This window comes from Mycobacterium sp. NS-7484, from assembly GCF_001953975.1.
Classification (GTDB): Bacteria; Actinomycetota; Actinomycetes; order Mycobacteriales; family Mycobacteriaceae; genus Mycobacterium.
On sequence record NZ_MBEJ01000083.1, the window covers coordinates 1 to 20,157 of the forward strand.

The window sequence follows — 20,157 nt, forward strand, 5'->3', positions numbered from 1 at the left end:
GACCACCGAGATCTCCACGCGTAAGATCGTCGGCAGCGTCAGTTGTGTATAAGAGACAGGACATAGACCGTGCGGGGCGGGGCCTGCGGGGCCGGTGCCGGAGCTTCCTGGACCACCGGAATCGGCGCCTTGATGGTCTCCGGTGGCGGGGCCGGCGGCGGCGCCTGCTGGACGGGTTGGGCCTGCGGGGCCGGCGGCGCCGGCGCGGGCAGCTGCACCGGGACACTCGGCGCCACGGCGCCCTGCGCCGGAGACGGCCGCTGATCGACCGTCGGCCGGATGCTCACCGCGAGCGAAATGACCAGGGCCACAACACCCACCACGAACACCGAGGTCAATGCGCTGCCGACCAGCAGGAACGGTTTCCGTTCCTCCTCCAGCGGCATCTCGTCGGCGGCGTAATCGATGCCGTCGATCGGTTCGGCACCAACCGGGGCCATCTCGGTGGCCAGGCCGGCCAGCGAATAGGCACTGCCGGCGGTGGTGCCGTCGGGATCTTGCGAGTAGGCCAACCCGACGGTGGACGCCTCGAAGGCGGGCGCATTGGCCGAGGCCAGTGCCGCGCCCCGGGCCAATGCCATCTCCGGCTCGTCGGGAGCGCTGACCGGGAGGGACACCAGGTGTTCGAGGTGGGATTTGACCGAGGCGACATCCACACCGGAACCCAGAACGAACATGCCGTCCGGCGCGGTATCGGACGCCTCGACCGCGGCGGCCATGTCGGTGAGCACGGCCATCGCGTCGGTGCTGTGTAGAGACTGCGCCAGCACCTTGACCACCGAGCCGTCGTCGGTCTTGACCACCGACAGCGTCGCGGCGTCACGGTCGATGAACAGCAGGGCCGTCGTGTCGTAACCGACCGCTCGGCCGACCGCCTGTGCCAGTGCCGCGCCGGCATGACCCTCGGAGACGAGCATGACGTCGTCGATGCCGTGAGCGGCCAGCTTGTCACGCAGGGCGGAGGCATCGGAATGGTCGGTCCAGGTGACGCCGATCGCCTTCAGGTGGTGCCCACCCGTCGTGGCGCTCTCTTTCGTCCCGAGGATCGCGGCGAGCACCTGATCGGCCGCGCCGACGGTTGCCGAATCCTCACCGGCGGTCACGTCGAAGACGTCGTGATCGACGGTGACGCCGTCGGCTTTCTCCCCCTCGACCAGCACCATGCGGACCGTCGTAGGTGCCATCGCCACACCCAGTACGATGTCCACCAAGCCCTCCAATGTGTTTGCTGCACTGTCGTTGTCGCCATTGCGCACACATTCCGCACGAGCCGACAACTAGAACCTTCATCGGTGCAACCTGCTCGATCGTTACACCCGCACGTATTAGCTACAGCGCTGGATTCCGGTCGGACCGCGACGGCCTGGTGCACGCCGGCGCCGGTTAGTTAGACACTACTCGGTATTACGACAGATGGCGCCGACCGGTTCATCCCGCCGGCTCTTCTTCGGCCGGATCTGGGCGCTGCACGAGATGTCCGCCGAACGTGCCGGGCCGGCGCTGCGGCAGGTGCCCGTGCACGCCCTCGGCGTAGGCGGACTCGGCGTGCTGCGTGAAGTCGACGCCGGTGGTCTCGTCCTCCGGGCTGAGCCGGAAACCCATGAACCGATCGATCAGTTTGGCCAGACCGTAGGACACCGTGAAGGCGTAAGCGGCCACCACGACCGCGGCGAGCAGCTGCTTGGCCAGCTGGGTCAACCCGCCGCCATAGAAAAGGCCCTGTGGGCCTTGGGTCATCACTTCGGTGGCCAGGAATCCGATCAGCAGCACACCGACCACGCCGCCGACGAAGTGCACACCCACCACGTCGAGGGAGTCGTCATAGCCGAACCGGAACTTCAGGCCGATCGCGAACGAACAGACCACGCCGGCGGCCAGACCGACCACGACCGCGCCGAGGGTGTTGACTGTGCCACACGACGGCGTGATCGCGACCAGACCGGCGACCACACCCGAAGCAGCGCCGAACGTGGTCGGCTTGCCGTCGCGGACCTGTTCGACGGTCAGCCAGCCGAGCATCCCCAGGCAGCCGGCCACCAGAGTATTGAGGAAGATCGCCGCGGCGGTGCCGTTGGCGGCCAGCGCCGAGCCGGCGTTGAACCCGAACCAGCCGAACCACAGCAGGCCGACCCCGAGCAACACGAACGGCAGATTGTGCGGACGCATGGCGTCCTGCTTGAACCCGATGCGCGGGCCCAGCACCAGCGCCAATGCCAGCGCTGACGAGCCCGAGACGATCTCGACGACGAGGCCGCCGGCGTAGTCGAGCACACCGAGGCCGGCCAGCCAGCCACCCGGTCCCCAGACCCAGTGCGCGACGACGGCGTACACCGCGACCGCCCACACCGGCACGAACAGCATCCAGGCGGCGAACTTGGCCCGGTCCGCGATGGCCCCGCTGACCAGGGCCGCGGTGATGATGGCGAAGGTCAGCTGGAACGTCGCGAAGAGAAGTTCGGGCACCGAGCCGTGGGCCGTGGTCGGGGTGATGCCGAGCATCCCGAAGTGCTGCAGGCCGCCGATCAGACCGCCGCCTGCGTCGTCGGAGAACGCCAGGCTGTAGCCGACGAGCAGCCAGGCCACGGTGACCAACGGGATCGAGATGAAGCTCATCATGATCATGTTGAGCACGCCGGTGGTGCGCACCATGCCGCCGTAGAAGATGGCCAGGCCGGGGGTCATCAACAAGACCAGTGCAGTGCTGGCGAGCAGCCAGGCGGTGGCGGCCGGATCGATCTCGTGCATTTGGCGAGAATGTCGGCCGCGGGTTTCAACTGCGCGGCGGATGTGTTTCAGCCGTGTTTCTGACTTCTCACGCTGTGCGTTGGGCTTCTGTTTCTGTTTCTGGCGCGCGTTTCTGGCCCGCCGATTTCTACCCCAGGGCTGTCGATCGACGCTCGGCACAACCCTCTGGTCGAAAGCGGCGCAGACAAGAACCAACGCCCAACCCCAGCCCACCGATTTCTACCCCAGGGTTGTCGATCGACGCTCAGCACAACCCTCTGGTCGAAAACCACGCAGACATGAACCAACGCCCGACCGTGCCGCGCCGATTTCTACCCCAGGGCTACCGATCGACACTCAGCACAACCCTCTGGTCGAAAACCACGCAGGTGCTCGCTAGTTGACGAAGTTCAAATACGACCGCGACGGCGTCGGGCCACGCTGACCCTGGTATTTCGAGCCAACCTTGTCGCTGCCGTAGGGATGCTCGGCCGGGCTGGTCAACCGCAGCAGGCAGAGCTGACCGATCTTCATCCCCGGCCACAGCGTGATGGGCAGGTTGGCCACGTTGGAGAGCTCCAGCGTGATGTGTCCGGAGAAGCCCGGGTCGATGAACCCGGCCGTGGAGTGCGTCAACAATCCGAGCCGGCCCAGTGAGGACTTGCCTTCCAACCGGCCGGCGAGATCCTCGGGCAGCGTGCACACCTCCAGCGTCGACCCGAGAACGAACTCGCCGGGATGCAACACGAACGGCTCGCCTTCGGCCGGTTCGACCAGCGTGGTCAACTCGTCCTGCTGCTTGGCCGGATCGATGTGGGTGTAGCGGGTGTTGTTGAACACCCGGAACAAATTGTCCAGGCGGACGTCGACGCTCGACGGCTGCACCAGCGCATCGTCGAATGGCTCGATGGCGAGGCGTTTCGCAGCGATCTCGGCCCGGATGTCTCGATCGGAGAGCAGCACCCGACGAGCGTATCCGCTACTTACCGATCATCTCCGTCAGTGCCGGCAACGTGATGTCGGTGTGCGGGACGGTGATGGGCGTCTGCGCTGCATGCACCGCCGGTGGCACCACCTTCTGCGCGACGGCGTTGATCTGCGGGTTACTCAGCGCCGCGACGAGCAGCGGGTTGGGCGGCTGGGCCGGAGCCATCGGCGGCGGAGCCGCAGCGGGGGGTGGCGGCATCAGCACCGGCGGCGCTTCGGGAGCCGGTGCGGGCGGCGGGAGCGGCTCGGCACGCGCGGCCGGTTTCGACGCCTGCGGCGGCGGATCGCCGTCGCCCCCTTCCACGGCGAGCGCGACGAACAGTGAACCGGCCAGCACCAACACGGCGGTGACCACGACCATCGTCAGGGTTCGGACCAGTGGGTCTTTGGCGGGTGTCGGTGCGTCGGCGTCAGGCTCATCCAGTTCCGGCGCGACCGCCAGCCGGGCGGCGCGGGGAACGAAGATCGACCCGGTCGCCTCGTCGGTTTCGGGATGTTGGGTGCCCGCACTGGCAAGCAACGCACCACGACCCATCAGGAAGGCCGCGTCGTCGCTGAGTGCGACCGGGCGCTCCATCACCGAATTGACTTCTTCCACAAGGCTTTCCAGTCCAGGGTCAGATCCGGCGATGACGACGGCGTCGATCGGTTCACCGAAGCTGTCGCAGGCGCCGCGCAGCGCCAACACCGTGGCGGCCTGATCCGCGCCGTCGAGAAGGCGGCTACGCATGTGTTGCGCCCCGTCGTCGCTCACACCGGTCACCGCCAGCAGCGTCACGTCGGGTTCCACCACGCATAGCGCGATCGAGTCCCGGCCCGTCGTCGTGCACGTGTACTCGGCGGCCGCTTCGAGCGCATCGGAGGTGGGGGCCACCGCGACGTTGGTGATGCCGGCCTCGAGCAGGGAGTCGAGAACCAACTTGGCCTCGATGGAGACGGCGTCGGTCCAGGTCAGCGCCACGCGCACAACAGTGTTCCCATTCGCCGAAGCCGCGGCATACGTCCCGAGGACCGCGCTGACTACATGCTCGCTGAAGCCCGGTTGCTCGACGCCGGTGCGGGTGTCCACCTCGAACGAGTCGTGGTCGATCACCGCCCCGTCACCACAGCTGCCCTCCACCAGGAGCAGCCGGGCGTCACGCGACGTCATGGCAATACCGATGACAACATCCATTCGTTGAAATCCCTCGGTTGATTCGGACCCGACGGGATTCGACGCTAGCGACGGGCCCTGAGAACATCGGCCCGAGGATTTACACGACTCTCAGGGTGGGGCGCGATCGGCAATCATGTTTGTGGGCCGAATGTTTCGCCCCGGCTGCCTGGCTTCAAGATCCACACTGGACAGCACTGCGACGAGTGCGTCGGCGACCTTCGCCACGGGGCGGCAGTCGACGTAGGGCTTTCCCAGCGTCAATTTCTTAGACTCACCGGGTCGAGGCCGCACCGCCTTACCCATCGCGGCGGCCGGCTTGCTATCCTTCGTCAGCACCAGGCCGATGTAGTTCAATGGCAGAACATCAGCTTCCCAAGCTGAATACGCGGGTTCGATTCCCGTCATCGGCTCCACTGTTTTAGCAGGTCAAGCACTGTTTTCTGTCGCACTGTCGGCGCTCCACCACCTGCCTGTGCCCGCATTGCGCCCGTACTTGGGCAGTCGCTACCGCCGAACGCATCGGGATTACGTTTTGCTGAGCAGCTGGATCCTGCCCCGTAGAACGCTGGTAATCGCCTACATTGGGCAGTCGTCATCGCATCGCCAGGGGGAATCGTGACTCAGCCGACGCCCGAAAACCAAGAGCCACAGAACGCGCCTGGCGCGGTGCCGCCTCAACCACCGTATGGCGGCCAGGGCGGCTATGCCGGGTATCCCCCACCGGGCTACACGCAGCCTCCGTACGGATACCAACCGCCCAAGAAACGCCGTGTGTGGCCGTGGGTCCTCGGCGGGATATGCCTTGTCATGTTCCTTGGGATCGGCGGGTGCGTGGCATTCATCGGCGGGGTTGCGAAGAACATTGATGACGAATCCAAGCGCGAGGTAACGGTTACCTACAGCGTCACCGGTTCCGGCGAATCGGTGGCGATCACGTACTCCGGTCGAGACTTCAACACCGCCCAGGAGACAGACGCCAGCCTGCCGTGGAGCAAGGACGTCACGATTGATGGGCTGGGCAAGACGGTTACGCTCACCGCCACCAACGGTTCTGACGGCGGCACGATTACGTGCGAAATCTCTGCCAACGGCAAGACGCTCGCGCAACAAACATCCAGCGGCCCTTTCGCATCTGCGAGTTGTATCGGAAACGCGGGTGACGCCTAGCTAGCCGCCTCGGCGAATCGGCACAACGTTGTTCGCTGCTGCGACTGGCTTCGCGGGGTGTCATCGCGCCAAGTGCGCCCATCTCGTCCGCGTAGTCGTCGGCGAACAGGTGCATATAAATGGATTCCCGTCGTGCTCGGCTTCGCGTGACCCATGAACCGGCTCACCTTGACTGTCGGGATACCGGCAGCAACGCACAAGCTGGCGTAGGTGTGCCGCAGTGCATGAAACCCCAACGCGGGCGGAAGCACCGCATACCGGCAAGCCGGTTAGCACGCAGCACGGCGGGGCGGTAGACCGCTTTGGCTGGGGCCAAGGTAAGCGCGGCTGACCGGCAAGTCGCAGGCAACGGTCAACGCGGCCAGGGCTTGCCATACCACCGCGGTCGTTGTGACGAATGTGTAGCTTTTCGTCGCACATCGATCACTTCCACACCGATAACCGACACGTTCGTCACAGCGCAGTGCGCCCCATACCGCCCGCCCGAGGCAGCGAGAGTCCTCATCGGCAATCGAGGTTCACCGCTTTCGACGCCAGGGCGGTTAACCGCACGCGATCACAGCCGTGCGGTAGAAAGCGGCGCGATGGCGAGGACGGAGACAACTCACCCAATAGCGGTGCCCGCCAATAACTTCCACAAAATTGTGAAATCCGTTGCACAACTGGGCCGCGGACACGATGAACACTCACAGCCGCCACACGGCTTTGCGTGGGATACTCGCGGGATGGGCAGCGCGCCGCAGCACGAGATGACCCGCACACCGGTCGACGAACTGTCGGCGTTCGAAGTGGCAACCAGGGATCTGGTCGGCGTCGCCCTGCGCAGTGTGGACCAGTTGGAGATCTCGCTGCCGCAGTTCCGGCTGTTGCTCGTCCTGCATGAGCGCGGCACTTCCACCTCGACGGAGTGCGCCCAGGCGCTCGGTGTCGTCGGCTCGACGGTGACGCGCCTTGCCGACCGGTTGGACGCCAGCGGTCACCTGATCCGGGGTTCCGATCCCACCAACCGCAGCGTCGTCACCTTGGAGCTGACCAGCCAGGGCCGCAAGCTGGTCCGCCAGGTCAGCACCCGGCGCCGGCGGGAACTGAGCCGGGTGCTCGACCGCCTCGACCCGGCCGAGCGTGCGGCGTGCGCCTCGGCGTTGCGCCACTTCCACGAACTGCTCGCCGCCGACGACGCGGACGACCTGAATCGCCCGATCCCGCTGTAAGACATGGATTCTCAAGCGATTTGGCGCACCGTCGACGAGCAGCGGGCGCAGTTGGCCGATCTTCTCGACACGCTTAAGCCGGACCAGTGGGCGACACCGTCGCTGTGCCGGGATTGGACTGTGAGAGACGTCGCGGTCCATCTCACCCATACCGAGTTGAGCCGCGCGGACATGATCCGTGCAGTGCTCAGATCAGGTTTCCGATTCGACGCCATGATGCGCCGGTTGGCGCTTGAGGACCGCGCCGACCCGGCCAGCATCACCGCGCGCCTGCGCGCCATGGTGGGCTCACGCAAGCGTCCCCCGATGACCAAGGAGATCGATCCGTTGATGGATCTCCTGGTGCACACGCAAGACATCTGCGTGCCCCTGAACATCGATCGGGCCATGCCCACCGAGGCGGCCGTCGCCGTGGCAAAACACCTGTGGCAGATGAAGTTTCCGTTCGCCCCACAGCGGGATCTCCCCGGTTACCACTTCGTCGCGACGGACGCCGATTTCACCGTGGGCCCGTCGTGGGGTGCGCGGCGTGAGGCCCCGATTCGCGACATCGTGATGATGTTCGCGCGCCGACGCGACGTGCCGGATCCCGAACCTGAGCCCGACGCCGAAGACGACTGAGTCAAGCGCGGTCAGCCCCGGCGGGAGTCCGCGTCCCCGCCCACAGCGCAAAGGCCACCAGGCCGCCCGCCCACACCACCGCAACGAAACCCGGTGCGGGCGGTGCTGATCCGGCCATGGTGTGTCCTCACTTCTCGATCTGCGGACAAACCTAACGTCACCGGCTTTGAATCAGCTATGTCCCGGTATCGGGCACGGTCACCGGTGCATCGTCTTCGAAGAAGCGCCGGATCTCGACGAAGCCGCCGCGCCGGTACGCCTCATAGGCCCAGATCGCGGCGATGACCGGCAGCGGGCCGAACGCCACCCACCACCGCGCCGATGGCGGTACCAGTTCGGCGATCACCTGGGCACTGGGCCGCCCGTCGACGACGGCGGGCAACCATTCGTGCAGCAGGATCGTCAGCATGCGGGTGGCTTCGAATGGTCCGGCGGCGGTCGCCAGCACCCAACTGAGCGAGGCGATGATCAGCGCCCAGGGCCAGGCCAGCAGCAACGACTGGTTGTCGACGATGTCGGCGGCCGAGCGGATCGATTCGGCGACGAACAAGAATCCCAGCGCGACCAACAGCACACCGATCTGAGCGGCCAGCAGGTCGTCGAGCACCGAGTTGGCCAGTTCGTCCGCCTTGCGCGTCGGCAGCCCGAACGCCAGCGACAGCAGCCCGGCCAACAGCGCCAGCAGCGTCAGCGCGGACGTGGAATCGTCGATGCGCATGAAGGAGTCGGTCAGGATCCGCACCACCAGGCGTGAGGAGGACGACGGCGAGGTCCGATACAGGATCATCACCACCAGCCCGGAGATGATGATCGAGATCATCCAGGCCACCACGGCTGCGCAGATGATCACCAGCGCCAGCGAGCCGATCACCGGGACCAGTCGCGCGTTCTCGGTGTCGCCGTTGCGGACCACCAGGAGTGGCACCAGCCCGATGACGACCACACCCAGGACGCGCACCAGGATGGGCAGGGTGAAGCCGGCGATGTCGCCGGGGTCGAGGTCGGGATCGGAACGGCGGATGGCGGCGATTTCGGCGCTCATCACCGACCGGGCCCGGCGGAATGACATTCTGCGCGCCACGAGGGGAATTTAAGCCGATCCCTCAGCCGCGGGCTGATGACACGCTCAGCGCAGGTACAGCTCGCCGCCGGTCGGGTAGCCGCCACCTTTGGTGGTGAGGTGCACGTGGTCATAGTGGCCGTAACCGCCGGACTGCGCACCGCCGTCGGGCGTGTAGTAGGTGCCCCGCCAGATGGCGTCCTGCAGCGCGAACTTGTCGGCGTTTTTCAGCGCGTAGGCGACGATCCGGTTGCCCAGCTCGATGCCCGCGGCGCTGCTGGCGTTGGGAATCATCACGTCAAGCGCCAGGCCGTTGGGATGCCAGCGCAACGCGTCCGGACGGACGCCGCCGATCTCGTGGATCTGCGGGAAGTCCGCGCTGACGCTGCGGGCGGCGAGGATCGTCTTGACTTGCAGACCCCGCTCGGGGGCGACCCCGACGGGCAGCAGCTGCGGAATATTGATGACGCGCCAGCGCGAGGCCGTGCCGGGCTGCGTCTGCGCCGCGCTCAGTGCGATGGTCTGGGCGACGGCTGTCGACGCGGACGGTGCCGACACGATCTCCATACAGCAGGGCGGCGCCTCGGGCGCGGGAGCCGCGGCTGGTTTGGCGGACTCTTTGGCGGGGTACGGATGAGCATCGGCACCGGAGGCGAGGAACGCAGCGACCGGAGCGACGAGGACAGCCGCAACGGTCGGAAGTTTGCGCCGCCGCGGGCTGGCTAATGCGTGTCGGCCCACACGGGCACCATACGGGCACTTATGGCGGGTTGCAGCAACCCCTCCCCCGTTCTGAGAGTTTCCTTAACCGCCTGTCAAGCTTGCCGCCGGCGTGTTTCGGCAGGTCAAAGGTCACAAATTGGTCACGGGAAAACCGGCTTTTTAAGACCGCGCTCAGCGTGCTTCAGAGGCGTGCATCACCGCGGTGAACGTCATCCGATCACCCCGATACAGGGAGCGGCGCTGCTCGATCGGCACTCCATCCTGGTCGTAGGAGACCCGGTTGAGCAGAAACATCGGCGTGCGGCTGTCGACGGTGAGAAGTGCCGATTCGCGGGAGTCCGGAAGCGCGGTCTCGATGCTGTCGACAGTGCGCTCGAAGTGAATCCCGCGGCTGCGGATCTCGGCGTAGAGCGAGTCGCGGTAGTCGAACGTCTCGCGCAGGCCGGGATACCGCGCGGCGGGCAACTTGGTGGTCTCCAGCCCGACCCGCACGCCATCGGTGGTCAAGACACGTTCGAGCTGCAGGATGGGCGCCCCCACCTCGATCGCGAGTTGCGCCGCCAACAGGTCGTCGGCGGTCAGGTCGCTCCAGCCGACCAGGATGCGCCCACCGCTGCGGCCCTGTTCCTTGGCGGCCTCGGTGTACGAACCCATCGACAGCGGCTGCAGGATCTTGGGCCGCGCGACGACGGTGGTACGGCCGCGTCGTTCGATGCGGCCGGCCAGCAACAGCTCACGCAGCGCCTGACGGACGGTCTCGCGCGCGACGTCGAATCGTTCGGCGAGTTCCCGCTCGGCCGGGAACGGGTCACCGACCGCCAGATCATCGAGCAGTCGCTCGAGTTGGGCGCGCACCACCTGATGCTTGAGCACCCGGGGTTCTGCACTCGCGGACACCCGCTCACCGTAGCAAGCTTTGGTCTAGACCAAAGACGTTCAATGTTGTTAACCTCGCGGCCCCCTTCGGTGCACCAGTTGGTATAGACCAACCCACAGGGTGTGGGGCGTGGCAGAACCCCGTCCGCGGGGCCCTGCCCGTCAATCGTTCCCACCCCGAAAGGTCCCGCGCGCCATGATGTTCCGCACCGCCTGTACCGCAGCTGCCGCGGTCGCCGCCAGCGCCGCCCTCACACTGTCCGGGTGCTCAAGTTCTGAGGGCTCGGAGGCCACGACCGCTCAGGGCTTTCCACAGACCCTGACCTTGGCGGCGATCCCGGCCGAGAACTCCACCGATCTCAAGGCCAGTTACGAACCGCTGATCAAGCTGTTGGAGAAGGAGACCGGCGCCAAGGCCGAGTTCGTCCAGGCCTCCGACTACGCCGGGGTGGTCGAGGGAATCATCGCCGACAACGTCGACCTCGCGTTCTTCGGACCGTTCGCCTACGTGGTGGCCGGCGTCAACGGCGCCAAGATCACCCCGGTCGGTGCGGTGATCCAGGAGCCGGGCGCCCAACCCGGCTACCAGTCCTACGGGCTGGCCCGCGCCGACGAATCGAACATCAACGGCCTCAAGGACTTTGCCGGTAAGAAGGTGTGCTTCGTCGACCCCGGATCCACCTCGGGATTTCTCTACCCGACCGCCGGGCTGATCGAGGCCGGCGTGATCAAGTCCGGTTCCGAAGCCGACATCTCCTCGGCCATGTCCCCGATCTACGCCGGTGGACATGACTCCTCAGCCCTCGCGATCGCCAACGGTGACTGCGACGCCGGCTTCGCGTTCGACACCATGGTCGACAAGACCATGGTCGCCAAGGGCGATCTCAAGCCCGGCCAACTCAAGACCATCTGGAAATCGGAGATGATCGCCGGCTCGGTGGCCGCCGCCAACGACTCGCTGGGCAGCGCGGCCATCGACAAACTCAAGACGATCTTCACCGACAAGGCCAACGTGGCCAACCTTGAGGCAGAAGGCTTTTGCCAAGGTGACGCGTGCCGGATGACCGACGAACGCGCCTGGGGTTTCGCACCGGCCAAGGATGCCGACTACGACGGAGTACGTCACGTCTGCGATGTCACCGGCTCCGAGAAGTGCAAGGGCTGACAACCCGTGAGCACCCCTGACCCCCACCATCCCGTCGCGGGCGACGATCTCGTCGTCCTCGCCCGCGACGTGACCAAACGCTTCGGGGACACCCTGGCACTGGACCGGGTCAGCCTCGAGGTCCGGCGCAGCGAGATGCTGGTGCTGCTGGGCCTGTCCGGCTCGGGCAAATCCACCCTGCTGCGCTGCCTCAACGGACTGCAGCCCGTCACCTCCGGCAGCGTGGAAGTCGGTGGTACCCAAGTCGATACCGCGTCGGCCAGACAACTACGCGCACTGCGCCGCAATGTGGGCTTCGTATTCCAGCATTTCAACCTGGTCGGACGGTTGAGCTGTCTGGAGAACGTCCTGATCGGCGGGCTCGGGCAACTCCGACTCCCCCGCTACGGCGCGTTGACCTACCCGAAGGCCATGCGGGCCGAAGCCTTGGGACATTTGGACCGAGTCGGTCTGGCGGATTACGCCGACCGGCGGGCCGACACCCTCTCCGGCGGTCAACAGCAGCGCATCGCGATCGCGCGGACCCTGATGCAGCGGCCCGGCCTGCTGTTGGCCGACGAACCCGTGGCGTCGTTGGATCCCGAGAATGCCGATGTGGTGATGGATCTGCTGTTCCGGGTGTGCATCGAGGAAAAGCTCACCGTGGTGTGCACGCTGCACCAGGTCGACCTCGCGTTGGGGTGGGCACACCGACTGGTCGGTCTGCGCAACGGCCAGAAGATCCTGGACCGCCCCGCCGTCGGGATGACCCGCGACGACGTCATGGAGATCTACCAACGCGTCGACCCCACAGCACGTTCGGCGGCCCGGCCGTCGTGAGCACCGACCTCACGGAACGCCCGGCCCCGCCCGCGCCGTCAGCCCAGCGCCCGCCGCTGCCCGGCCTGCTTCACCTGATCACCCTCGGCGCGCTGCTGGCCACCCTCGTCGCCGCCTGGTCGATCGACTTCGCCCCGACGACGCTGCTCAACGGTTTCGACGAGGTAGCGGCGCTGCTGCAACGCATGCTCCCGCCGCGCCTGGACGACCCGGGACGTATCACCGGACTGGCCGTCGAGACCCTGCTGATGGCGGTCCTGGGCACTGTGCTCGCCGCGATCGTCTCGGTGCCACTGGCCTTCCTGGCCGCCCGCAACACCACACCGCATCCAGCGGTACAGGCGGTGGCGCGGGCCATCATCACCTTCTGCCGGGCCATGCCGGACCTGTTGTTCGCCGTGCTGTTCGTCCGCGCCCTCGGGATCGGCGTGCTCCCAGGCATCCTCGCGCTGGCCCTGCATTCCGTCGGCATGCTCGGCAAGGTGTTCGCCGATGCTATCGAACAGACCGATCCGGGACCACGCGAGGCGGTGCGCAGCACGGGCGCGGGCTACTTCCGCGAGATGCTCAACGCCGTCGTGCCGCAGGCGATCCCGTCCTGGATCGCGACGTTCATCTACCGCATCGACATCAACCTGCGCATGTCGGTGGTGCTCGGCTTCGTCGGCGCGGGCGGCATCGGTTTCGCGTTGCAGGATGCCTTGCGCGGCTTGATCTATCCGCGGGCGCTCGGCATCGCCTGCGTCATCCTGGCGATCATTGCCGCGATGGAGTTGCTGTCCATCGTCATCCGGCGCATGTTGCTGGACTCCGGCCACTCGAGCCCGGTCCGCGACCGCATCGCCCGGTTCGTGTTCGGCGGTGCCCTGGCCGGGGTCTGCCTGGCGTCCCTGGTGGTGCTCAAGGTCAGCCCCATAGCCCTGATCACCTGGATTGGGCCGGCCATCGAGGTGTTCACCCGGATGATCCCGCCGAACTTTTCGGCGCTGGGCAGCGAATTGTTCACCGCCGCCGGACAAACCGTTGCGATCGGGGTGGTATCCACGGCGATCGGCCTTGTGTTGTCGATCCCCGTCGGAATCCTGGCGGCCCGCAACATCACTCCGCATCCGGCGGTGTACTGGGCGGCGCGGGCCTGGATCCTGGCGGTGCGGGCGGTGCCCGAACTGGTCCTGGCCGTGGTGTTCGTAGCCGCATTGGGTCTCGGTCCGATCGCCGGAACGTGCGCGCTGGCCATCGGGTCGGTCGGCTTCCTGGCCAAACTGGTCGCCGACGCGGTCGAGGAGATCGACCCCGGACCGCTGGAGGCAATCCGGTCCGTGGGCGGCGGTTGGTGGAAGACGTTGTTCGCCGGGGTGATTCCGCAAGCCATGCCCGCCATGGTCGGCTCCAGCCTGTACCTGTTCGACGTGAATGTGCGGACCTCGACAATCCTGGGCATCGTGGGTGCCGGCGGCGTGGGATACCTGCTGTTCGAGTCGATCCGCACGCTGAACTTCGACGTCGCCGGGGCCATCGTCATCGTCATCTTCGTCATCGTCTACGCCATCGAAAGGTTGTCGGGGTGGATTCGCTCGCGCCTGGTGTGACGGTGGCCGCGGTCTGGACCGGCGCCTCGGACATCGAGTTGAGAACGGTGCCGATTCCCGAACTCGGCGCCGGCGAGGTTCTGGTGCGCGTCCGGTTGGCGACGGTGTGCGGAAGTGATCTGCACACCGTGTCCGGCCGGCGCCCCGCGGCGTGCCCGTCGGTCCTCGGTCATGAGGCGGTCGGCGAGGTTGTCGGTGTCGGCCGCGACGCGAATGTTCAAGTGGGCCAACGCGTTATCTGGTCAGTGACGGTGGCCTGCGGCACCTGCGGGCGCTGCCGGTCCGGGCGCAGCGCCAAATGTCAGTCGGTGCGCAAGGTGGGCCACGAACCGTTCGACGGGGACTGGCCGCTGTCGGGTTCCTATGCCGCACATGCGGTTCTGCCGCGCGGCACCGCGATCGCCGTGGTTCCCGAGACGCTGTCCGATGCGGTCGCGGCGCCGGCGGCATGTGCCACCGCGACGGTGATGGCCACGCTGGAGGCCGCCGGTGACCTGTCCGGACGGCGCGTACTGATCGGTGGGGCAGGCATGTTGGGGCTCACCGCGGTGGCGGCGTGCGCCGAGGCCGGGGCACGGGTACAGGCGGTGGATATCGACGCCGACCGGTTGGCGGCGGTGTCGATGTTCGGTGGACGCCCCGCAGATGACGCCCCGGTCGATGTGGCCATCGACTACACCGGTGCGACCATCGCGGTTGCCGCCGCTTTGGCCCGTCTGGACATCGGCGGCACCCTGGTGCTGGCCGGGTCCGTCACGCCTGGGCCACCGTTGGCAGTGGATCCGGAAACCGTGGTGCGGCACTGGTTGACGATCACCGGGGTACACAACTACGAGCCCCGGCATCTACGGCGTGCCGTCGACTTTCTCGACCGCACCCGCGACCGCTACCCGTGGCACAGCTTGGTCACGCCGCCCGTCACGCTGCCCGAGATGGCCTCGGCGCTACACCCGCCGCCGGCGGGCAAGCTGCGGCGGGCAATCTCACCCTGAGGCCCGAAAACTCAACCCTGGAAGACGCGGATCCAGTCGACCAACATCTCGGCCGGGTAGTTGCCACCGCTCGGGTCGCGGCCCCCCGAGCCGCCGACGGCGATGTTGAACACCGGCACCAAGGTGTAGCCCGGATCGTTGAAAGGCCAGTCCTGCAACGAGTTTGCCGGCACCTCGAAGAAGGGTTCCATGCCCGGGGCATAGTCCTTCCAGAAGTACATACCCTGCGGGGTCCACGACATCCGCCAGGTGTGCCAGGCGCTGTCGATCGGATGCGGGTCGGTGGCGAACGACTCACCATCCAGACGCGCGTGCACGGTGGTGCCCGACGGCCAGTCCCGGTTGCCGTACCACTCCACCAGGTCGACCTCGCCCCCGCGGACCGGGTCGTCATTGAGCAGCCAGAACGCCGGCCAGGCTCCGTCGGTGAGGCAGTTGAGCTTGACCCGGGCCTCCCACGTGGTGCCGATGCCGCCACGCCACAAGCCGACGACCTTGGCGCTGGCGTACTTCTCCTGGACCGTGGTGCCCGGGCCGCGGGTCGCGCGGATCACCAGGTTGCCCTTGCCGTCCTGGAATGCGTGGTTGGTGTCGGCGACGTAGCGCCCCATGTTGAACGGTTTGTCCCATTCGACCGGGTTTTTGATGGTCTCGCGTTCGGGGACCAGGTGCCACCACGCCGGATCCGGCGGAGCGCCGGCCGGACCGTTGAACTCGTCCTGGAACAGGAATGTCGGCGACGGCGCTGCGGCACCCGGAGTTGTCGACCCACCCGGCGACGGCGCGCTGGGCCCCGGTCCCGGCGGATTGTCACCAATTGCCGGGTCGGCGTTGGCCGTCCCGACCGGCAGCGCGGCGGCTGCCACCCCCAGACCCATCATGAACATCACACTGCGACGATCCATCTCAGGCACAGCAGAACCTTAACCGAACTCTTACCCACATATCCGAAGGCCGCCCAAGTTCTCCGGGGCTCGAACAGATTTCCGCAGGCTACGGGCACAGGGCTGGCGCGTCGTCACGCACCGGTGCCTCGGCAGGCAATGTGTAGGTCACCACGACGTCGGCGTCCTCGGCCCCGGCATTGGTCACCCGATGAACCACGCCGCCCGGAATGACCACCACCTGGCCCGCGGAATACGTCACCGACGAGCAGTCCGGTGCCGTTTGCAGCGCCACGGCACCGTCATTGATCACCGACTGCTCCGGCCCGGGATGGCTGTGCCAGCCGGACCCGGCCCCCGGTTTGAGCAACAGATTCTGGACATACAGGGTGGTGGGCTGCCCCGCGGTGACCACCCAGATGGGCGTCGTGGTGGTGCCCTGGCCCAGATCGGTGCGCACCACCTCGCCTTCGGCGGGTGTGGCGGCGGTCGGCGCGGCCAATACGCCTGCGGCTGCGGTGATCGTGGCGCCCACTGCGATCAGGTGTACGAGCCTCATCTGCCCTCCCGGTGTTGACCGAAAGGTACAGCGACCGGGTCGGGCCGTCAGGGATACGGCTGGAACGGGTTCTGCGGCTGCGGCTGGAACGGGTTCTGCGGCTGGTACGGGTACGGGTTCTGTGTCTCGCCGCGGTTCGGCACCTGAATCGGAATCGGCACCGGGACGAACGGCACCGTGACGTACGTCGTCGTCATCGGATTGGTTGTCGTCGTGGTGGTGGTCGGTGTCGTCGTGGTGGTCGTCGGCGGCGTCGTGGTTGTGGTGGTTGTGGTGGTCGTCGTCGTGGTGGTGGTCGTGGGAGGCGGCGTCGGCGTCTGCGTGACGACGCGCGTCTCGGTCACCGGTGGCGGCGGTGCCTGCGTCACCGTCACCGGCGGCGGCGCGGGCTCTTGCGTCACGGGCGCCGGCGGCGGCTCAACCGCGGGCGGCGGCTCGACCGGGCTCGGTGCCACCTCCTGCGGCATCGGCTTGGGTTCGGCGGTCTTGACCTCGGTGCTTGGTGCCGTGCCGGTGGCACTGGTCAATGCGTACGTCACCCCACCGATGGCCACCACGACCAGGGCGGCGGCCACCGCGAACACCGTCAACGGCAACCGCTGCCAGCCGTCACGCGGTTGCTCGATCGGCCCGGTGGGCGGTACGTACTGCACGGCCGGCCGCGCCGCGGTCTTAGTGCCGTAGGACTCGACCAGATCCGGCCCGGTGTAGGGCACCACGTCGTCACCGGCGTCATCTTCCGACCAGGCCAGGGCCCGGAAGGTCGACGACGCAGGGCCGGAATCCGTTGTGTCGGCAGGTATTTCAGCGGTAGGGAGCGCGGCCACCACACCCAGCGTGGGCGCCATGCCGGTTTGCGCATCGGCGTCGGCCACGTGGACGGCCGACAACGCGGCACCGATCGCAGCATCCAGCGCCGGCTGCGGAGTCGTCACCACCAACGCGCGCGAATGTTGCGAAAGTTGTTGTGTGACCAGGGGGATGCTTGCACCCCCGCCGATCGTCACCACCGCCGAGATCGTCGACCAGCTGATCCCGTTGCGCTCCAACGCTTTTTCCAGGGCATCCAGCGCACCCGACAGCGGCGAGTGCATCAGCGACTCGAGTTCGGTACGCGTCACACGCACGGTGGCGGAGTAACCCGGGAGCTCGACCACCAGATCCGTCGCGGTGTCCGCGGACAACCGTTCCTTGGCCTGGCGACACTCCTCGCGCAGGCGGGCCAGCGACCCGACCGCTGCGGTACCGGCCGGGTCGATCCCGCCGGCCTGGGCGACGCCGTCGAGCACATGGCTCAACAACGCCTGGTCGATCTGATCTCCGGAGAAATCCGGATACCGGACCGTCTCGTCGATCGGTTCGAACGCCGAGGCGGCGTCCGCGAGCGTGATGCTGGTGCCGCCGCCGCCGAAGTCGAGCAACGCCACCACACCGGTGGGCGGCAGGCCTGGGTTGGCCCGCAGCGCAGCCAGGGAGGCGACGGCATCGGGGATGAGCCGGGCGGGCATTCCGGCGCGGGACAGGTTCGGATTGGTGCGCAGCGCATTGCGCAGGGCGCGCGTCGTGGGGGCACCCCAGTGCGCGGGAACTGCGATGGCCAGTTGCTCGGAGGGGCCACCGGCCAACTCGACCATCGCGTCGAGGGCCTCGACCAGCAGGGTATCGGCGGGATAGGAGGCCCCGTCGGGCGCGACCAACGGCACCGGGTCGCCGACGCGCTCGACGAATCCGCTCAACGTCACACCGTGACCGGATTCGGGCACGCCGACCTGCGGCGTCCGGTCAGTCGACAACGTCAACACCGAACGCCGGCTGACAGGTTGATTGCCGACACGCGCCGCAACCAAGTTGGTGGTCCCGATCGACAACCCCAACGGGCCGCTCATAACGCAGGCCACGATAGCCGCCGCGGCTGTGCCCAGCCGTCCGACACTCCGCGAGCGCCCTACCCAAGCCCCTTACGCCAGTGCAAGTTTGAGACTTTCAGCAACCCGGCGAGCATCTGCAGATAACGCGATGATCACCTGGGACAGCAACTCCGCCCGCGGCGTGGGCAACCACTTTGTCGCACTGCTGTGGGTTTGCGTCCGGCTTCTGCGGGTACAGCCAACGCCATGACTTCCCTGTGGCTTGCGAACCGTCCGGACCGCCCGCTCGCACCCGCCCTCGCCGAGGAATCGGCCCGGCGGGCCGATGTCGTCATCGTCGGCGCCGGCATCACCGGTCTTGTCACCGCCGTACTGCTGGCCCGGGCCGGGAAAGACGTGCTGGTCTTGGAGGCACGTACCGCAGGGGCCGGCACGACCGGTAACACCACGGCGAAGATCAGCCTGTTGCAGGGCACCAAGATGTCGCAGATCCTGGCGAAGCATTCAGCGAAGGTGGCGCGTCAATACGCCCAGGGCAACCTCGAAGGCCAGCAGTGGTTGACCGGTTACTGCCAGACGCACGGGATCGACCTGCAACACGAGGATGCCTACACCTACGCCCAGTCCTCCGACGGTGTGGCGAAAGCCAAGGCCGAACTGGAAGCCTGCCGGACGGCCGGGCTCGACGTCGAATGGCTCGACGACGCGGACGTACCGTTCCCCTTCCATGGTGGCGTCCGACTGGCCGATCAAGCCCAGTTCGATCCGATGCCATTGCTGGACAACCTGATTGCCGAGCTCGGTGAGCGTAACGGGCGGCTGGCCGAAGGTGCCAGGGTGCAACGGGTTTCGCACGGCCGGGGCGGCCTCACCCTCCGGGTGCAGACCACCAGCGGCGACGTCGACGTGCACACCGAGCAATGCGTCCTGGCCACCGGAATCCCGATCCTGGACCGGGGCGGATTCTTCGCCCGCCTCAGCCCCCATCGCTCGTACTGCCTGGCGTTCCGGGTGCCGGGCAACATCACCCGGGGCATGTACATCTCGACTGATTCCCCCACCCGCTCAACGCGTTCGGCGCCGACGGCCGACGGGGAACGACTCATCGTCGGCGGGGCCGGCCACACGGTGGGGCGCAGCAGTGACCCTGCGGCCTCAGTCCAGGAGCTGGCCACCTGGGCCAAGTTGCACTGGCCCGGCGCCGAGCAGACGCACTACTGGTCGGCGCAGGACTACACGCCCGCCGATGCGCTGCCGTACGTCGGCCCGATCCTGCCGGGCTCCGACAAGATCCACGTCGCAACGGGTTTCGACAAGTGGGGCATGACCAACGGGGTCGCCGCCGCGTTGGCGTTGTCAAGTCGGATCCTGGGCGGCCGGATGGACTGGGCCGAGGCGTTCGCCAGCTGGAGTCCGCACGAGTTGTCGGGCCTTTCCACCGCGGTACAGACCAACCTGACGGTCGGATTGAACATGGCCAAGGGCTGGATCACGCCGGTGACCCGGATCGGTGCGGCCGCCGGTGAGAACTGTGGTGTCGTCAGCGGACCGCCCTGGCACCTGCAGGCCGACAGCGTCGTCGACGGGGTCGAACACACGGTGTCGCCGGTGTGCCCACACCTGGGTGGCATCGTCAACTGGAACGACGCCGACAAAACGTGGGACTGCCCGCTGCACGGCTCCCGCTTCACCCCGGACGGCACCCTGATCGAAGGTCCGGCCACCCGCAACCTCACCCGTTCCGGATAAGCCGTGG

General features: G+C 67.1%; 18 protein-coding genes, 1 tRNA gene and 1 pseudogene. 9 read left to right on the forward strand and 11 right to left on the reverse strand.

All coding sequences use genetic code 11. The annotated features are described in order from the left end of the window. Positions 1-59 precede the first annotated feature (59 nt). The 4 genes and pseudogenes from A5733_RS28150 to A5733_RS14650 form a co-directional block, all read right to left on the reverse strand. Positions 60-1,208, reverse strand: a pseudogene (locus tag A5733_RS28150) (hypothetical protein); the annotation flags it as partial. A 220-nt stretch (positions 1,209-1,428) separates the two neighbouring features. Next, the gene (locus A5733_RS14640) at positions 1,429-2,745 is read right to left on the reverse strand and encodes an ammonium transporter (protein ID WP_076240645.1); all 1,317 of its coding nucleotides are present in this window, start codon (positions 2,743-2,745) and stop codon (positions 1,429-1,431) included. Positions 2,746-3,120: 375 nt separating this feature from the next. After that, entirely contained in the window at positions 3,121-3,687 is a 567-nt protein-coding gene (gene dcd / locus A5733_RS14645; protein WP_076240646.1) for a dCTP deaminase, read from the reverse strand. A gap of 16 nt (positions 3,688-3,703) precedes the next feature. Continuing rightward, positions 3,704-4,885, reverse strand: a complete 1,182-nt coding sequence (locus A5733_RS14650; RefSeq protein WP_076240647.1) for a hypothetical protein — start codon at positions 4,883-4,885, stop codon at positions 3,704-3,706. Positions 4,886-5,206: 321 nt separating this feature from the next. Between A5733_RS14650 and A5733_RS14655 the strand changes: the two genes are divergently transcribed. Both A5733_RS14655 and A5733_RS27945 read left to right on the forward strand, forming a co-directional pair. Next, positions 5,207-5,280 (forward strand) — tRNA-Gly (locus A5733_RS14655). A gap of 418 nt (positions 5,281-5,698) precedes the next feature. Further along, complete coding sequence (locus tag A5733_RS27945; protein ID WP_231965610.1) at positions 5,699-6,034, forward strand: MmpS family transport accessory protein; 336 nt, start codon at positions 5,699-5,701, stop codon at positions 6,032-6,034. On the opposite strand, the gene A5733_RS14665 is transcribed toward A5733_RS27945, so the two are convergent. Beyond that, a complete protein-coding gene (locus tag A5733_RS14665) occupies positions 6,031-6,285 on the reverse strand; it encodes a tyrosine-type recombinase/integrase (protein WP_231965612.1) in 255 nt (84 codons plus the stop codon). The genes A5733_RS27945 and A5733_RS14665 overlap by 4 nt on opposite strands. A gap of 474 nt (positions 6,286-6,759) precedes the next feature. On the opposite strand from A5733_RS14665, the gene A5733_RS14670 reads away from it, so the two are divergent. Further along, entirely contained in the window at positions 6,760-7,245 is a 486-nt protein-coding gene (locus A5733_RS14670; RefSeq protein ID WP_067767074.1) for a MarR family winged helix-turn-helix transcriptional regulator, read from the forward strand. A gap of 3 nt (positions 7,246-7,248) precedes the next feature. Beyond that, on the forward strand, positions 7,249-7,866 hold the full coding sequence (locus A5733_RS14675) for a maleylpyruvate isomerase family mycothiol-dependent enzyme (RefSeq protein WP_067767076.1): 618 nt from the start codon (positions 7,249-7,251) through the stop codon (positions 7,864-7,866). Positions 7,867-8,041: 175 nt separating this feature from the next. On the opposite strand, the gene A5733_RS14680 is transcribed toward A5733_RS14675, so the two are convergent. The 3 genes from A5733_RS14680 to A5733_RS14690 form a co-directional block, all read right to left on the reverse strand. Next, positions 8,042-8,935 (reverse strand): hypothetical protein, encoded by an 894-nt coding sequence (locus A5733_RS14680; protein ID WP_076240648.1) that lies wholly within the window; start codon positions 8,933-8,935, stop codon positions 8,042-8,044. Between the two features lie 57 nt (positions 8,936-8,992). Beyond that, positions 8,993-9,667 carry a hypothetical protein gene (locus tag A5733_RS14685; RefSeq protein WP_076240649.1) on the reverse strand — a complete coding sequence of 225 codons (675 nt, stop codon included), beginning with the start codon at positions 9,665-9,667 and terminating at the stop codon, positions 8,993-8,995. A 153-nt stretch (positions 9,668-9,820) separates the two neighbouring features. Then, on the reverse strand, positions 9,821-10,546 hold the full coding sequence (locus A5733_RS14690; RefSeq protein ID WP_142254003.1) for a GntR family transcriptional regulator: 726 nt from the start codon (positions 10,544-10,546) through the stop codon (positions 9,821-9,823). Between the two features lie 178 nt (positions 10,547-10,724). On the opposite strand from A5733_RS14690, the gene A5733_RS14695 reads away from it, so the two are divergent. Genes A5733_RS14695 through A5733_RS14710 form a run of 4 tightly spaced genes read left to right on the forward strand, consistent with a single transcriptional unit; the run spans position 10,725 to position 15,090 of the window. Next, the gene (locus tag A5733_RS14695) at positions 10,725-11,690 is read left to right on the forward strand and encodes a phosphate/phosphite/phosphonate ABC transporter substrate-binding protein (RefSeq protein WP_142254004.1); all 966 of its coding nucleotides are present in this window, start codon (positions 10,725-10,727) and stop codon (positions 11,688-11,690) included. A gap of 6 nt (positions 11,691-11,696) precedes the next feature. Next, the gene (gene phnC / locus A5733_RS14700) at positions 11,697-12,509 is read left to right on the forward strand and encodes a phosphonate ABC transporter ATP-binding protein (protein ID WP_076240651.1); all 813 of its coding nucleotides are present in this window, start codon (positions 11,697-11,699) and stop codon (positions 12,507-12,509) included. Further along, positions 12,506-14,098 (forward strand): phosphonate ABC transporter, permease protein PhnE, encoded by a 1,593-nt coding sequence (gene phnE / locus A5733_RS14705; RefSeq protein WP_076240652.1) that lies wholly within the window; start codon positions 12,506-12,508, stop codon positions 14,096-14,098. The genes phnC and phnE overlap by 4 nt, the downstream gene beginning before the upstream one ends. Continuing rightward, positions 14,074-15,090 (forward strand): zinc-binding dehydrogenase, encoded by a 1,017-nt coding sequence (locus A5733_RS14710; RefSeq protein ID WP_076240653.1) that lies wholly within the window; start codon positions 14,074-14,076, stop codon positions 15,088-15,090. Before phnE ends, A5733_RS14710 begins: the two co-directional genes overlap by 25 nt. A gap of 11 nt (positions 15,091-15,101) precedes the next feature. Here the strand turns inward: A5733_RS14710 and A5733_RS14715 are convergent, their stop codons facing one another. From A5733_RS14715 to A5733_RS14725, 3 genes are all read right to left on the reverse strand, one after another. Beyond that, positions 15,102-15,995: a family 16 glycosylhydrolase gene (locus A5733_RS14715; protein WP_076240654.1), complete on the reverse strand. Its 894-nt coding sequence runs from the start codon at positions 15,993-15,995 to the stop codon at positions 15,102-15,104. Positions 15,996-16,083: 88 nt separating this feature from the next. Beyond that, positions 16,084-16,533: a cupin domain-containing protein gene (locus A5733_RS14720; protein ID WP_076240655.1), complete on the reverse strand. Its 450-nt coding sequence runs from the start codon at positions 16,531-16,533 to the stop codon at positions 16,084-16,086. 47 nt (positions 16,534-16,580) lie between these two features. Further along, the gene (locus A5733_RS14725; protein WP_076240656.1) at positions 16,581-18,419 is read right to left on the reverse strand and encodes an Hsp70 family protein; all 1,839 of its coding nucleotides are present in this window, start codon (positions 18,417-18,419) and stop codon (positions 16,581-16,583) included. A gap of 228 nt (positions 18,420-18,647) precedes the next feature. Here A5733_RS14725 and A5733_RS14730 point away from each other — a divergent pair, with 228 nt between their 5' ends. Continuing rightward, positions 18,648-20,150, forward strand: coding sequence for an FAD-dependent oxidoreductase (locus A5733_RS14730; RefSeq protein ID WP_076240657.1), 1,503 nt, complete (start codon positions 18,648-18,650; stop codon positions 20,148-20,150). Positions 20,151-20,157 lie beyond the last annotated feature (7 nt).